The organism is Archangium sp., assembly GCF_036388035.1.
GTDB lineage: Bacteria > Myxococcota > Myxococcia > Myxococcales > Myxococcaceae > Archangium.
The window spans coordinates 1-2,533 of record NZ_DASVSO010000539.1; the positions used below are offsets into that span (position 1 = coordinate 1).

The 2,533-nt window shown below is 68.5% G+C and carries 3 protein-coding genes; 1 reads left to right on the forward strand and 2 read right to left on the reverse strand.

Going from position 1 to position 2,533, the window contains the following annotated elements; genetic code table 11:
- The first annotated feature begins 111 nt into the window (after positions 1-111).
- Entirely contained in the window at positions 112-966 is an 855-nt protein-coding gene (locus VF697_RS21660) for a substrate binding domain-containing protein (RefSeq protein ID WP_331097921.1), read from the forward strand.
- Here VF697_RS21660 and VF697_RS21665 read toward each other — a convergent pair.
- Together VF697_RS21665 and VF697_RS21670 are read right to left on the reverse strand one after the other, a co-directional pair.
- The gene (locus VF697_RS21665; protein ID WP_331097918.1) at positions 954-1,922 is read right to left on the reverse strand and encodes an alpha/beta hydrolase; all 969 of its coding nucleotides are present in this window, start codon (positions 1,920-1,922) and stop codon (positions 954-956) included. The two genes, VF697_RS21660 and VF697_RS21665, sit on opposite strands and share 13 nt — an antisense overlap.
- A 370-nt stretch (positions 1,923-2,292) precedes the next feature.
- A partial coding sequence (locus tag VF697_RS21670) for a DoxX family protein (RefSeq protein WP_331097919.1) occupies positions 2,293-2,533 on the reverse strand: 241 nt, incomplete at its 5' end.

Here is a 2,533-nt window from a genome sequence, read left to right on the forward strand (position 1 = left end):
GCCTGGCTAAAGCCCAGGGGCCCGCCCAGCGCGCGTGGTGTTGAGCCCCAAGCCCTCACGCTGCCCCACGAGCCCACGCCCCTTGCCGCCGCCCCCCGCGGGGTGGGCCGCGTGGGCCGACGTGGGCCTGAAGAGGGCTGCACCGCCTCTGCACCGGCCCGGCGCACAGCCCTGGCGGCCCCCCTCCGCAACCTTCCTCGCCCCCTCCGCTCCCTCCCTCTCCCTCAACAGGGCCCTCATCCCGCCTATACTTCGCGCGACCTGGCAACGATGTGGCTCCTTCCGGCCATTAACGCGTTCTCTCGGCAGCCCGGCGCACGACCCATTCACGTCGTCCCAACGGAGCGGGAAGTAGACCTGGTCGCGGATGGAATCGACGTCGCTCTTCGCATCTCGATCAAGCTCACATCCTCGTCGCTCCTCGCGCGCCGATTGAGCGGCATCGAGTTCGCGCTGTACGCCTCGCCGCGCTACCTCGTTGAGCGCGGAACTCCAGCGACCGTGGTGGAGCTCGCCGCACACGACTGGGTGGATCTTGCCAAGCCAGGCATTCCACCGACGCTGCGCGCTGTAGGTCGCGTCCGGACGAGTACCGATGACCTGGTTTTCGCGGCGGCTGCCATCAAGCAGGGATTCGGCGTGGGACTGCTGCCGAAGTTTGTGGGCGCTGACGCAGTTGCGCGAGGCCAGCTTGTGCAGGTGGTTCCTTCCTGGTCATGGGAGCCCTGCTCGCTGTTCCTGGTGCACGCTTTCAAACCGCAGGCGCCTGCGAAGGTGACGGCTTTCCGCGATTTCATCCTCCGCTACCTGGTCGAACACCCTCTGACGAGCGCTTCGATTCCGGGCCGATTCATCGACGAAAAGGGCAACGGAAAAACTGCTTCACGCGAATCCGGGCGTCGTCGACAGCATCGAGGCGTCGCGGCAACTTCTGCCGTTGAGCGCCTGCGGCCTCAGACGAGGTGACGGATGAGGAACTGGGCGATGAGCGCCCCGGTCTCCTTCAACGCCCCGATGCCGTCTTTACCGGGCTGGTTCGTGTAGCCGTGGTCGACACCGGGCATGCACCGATAGGTGACGTCAACCGCGGCGGAGCGCACCAATTCCACATAGCGCTCGATGAGCGGTCGAAGCGAGTCCCGCTCAGCGCTGAAGACGAGCAGAGGCGGAAGGCTCGCGAGCTGTTCCGGACCGGCGAGCCCAGGTGAGGCGAGAGGCTCGGAACGCCGCGCTGCGTCCGCGAAGTAGAAGTTGTGCACGAGCCGCACCATGGCCGCGTTGACGAACGGCTTGACCGTGGAGCCAGGTGGCGCGACGGCCGCCTCCGGCGGCTGCGTCTGGTCGACCGCCGGCACGATGAGCGCAGCGGCCGAGACCCGCGGGCCATCGGCTCGGCGCGCGAGTTCGAGTACCCCCAGCGCGAGATTGCCTCCCGCGCTGGTGCCGCTCACCGAGATGCGAGAGGAGTCCCACCCGCGCTCCGCGCCCGACCGGGCGACCCACTGCAGCACGTCGAAGCACTCCTCGTGGGCCTGGGGATAACGGGTTCGCATCCCGGCCGAGTAGTCGACGTTCACCACGAAGGCCCCGACCTCGCCGGCAATGCCGCGCGCGAGGTGGTCGTCCTGCCGGGCGGCACCGAGGATGAACGCCCCGCCGTGGAAGTTCAGGTGGACTGGAGGCAGACGCCCCTGTCGTGCCAGCGGCGCCTCCAGCGCGGGGCGCGTGACGGCGCACCGGATGTCGCCGTGCCGGGTAGGCACCATGACGAGCTCGGGAGGGTCGAGCTTGCGCGTCGTGAGGGACACGGAGGGAGCCTTGATGATACGCGTGACCACTGTTGAGAGGAGCAGCGCTCGCAGATGGTCGCCGAGGTGGAAGCTCCCTGCGACGCGCTTGCTCTCTCCGGACTTCGTCGTCATCGCCCAATTCTCCGTGACTCAAGGTGCGCCAAGATGGAGCGCGCGGAACCGCAGGCCGCGATTCCAGGCGCCAATGCTACTTCTGGCCAAGGCCGGGTCCGGGGGCATCGTGCTGGAGAAGGACGGGAAACCCATGGGCATCCAGCCTGAGGGGGTTCCCATACGCAACGCGGACGAGATTTCAACTCAGCCGGGTTGATGCTGGCCGTAGAGCCCCCTGGATGAACATGCCTGCCCAGGCCGCCTTCCCAGGCGGGACGCGCCAGGGGCCTGGCTCTCTTGGCTGGCTGTGGCGGCTTGACTGAAACACCGCCAGAGCGGGCGCTCTCTTGCAGCCTGCCCGGGCGGTGCGCGGCCGTGCAGCACCGGCCTAGCGCGCGACGATGGGCGCCTTCTTGGAGCGGCCCCAGGCGACGAACGCGGCCAGGGCGGCGAGCACGAAGTTGACGGGCACCATGCCGAGCTCCCCGCGCGTCACGTGGAGGCCCGAGGCCAGCACCATCACCACCACGAGGCCGAGCGCGGCGAGCGGCGTGAGGCGCGGCTGGATGCGCGTGGCGGAGGGCAGGATGAGACCGAGCGCGCCCAGAATCTCCACGGTCCCGATGAAG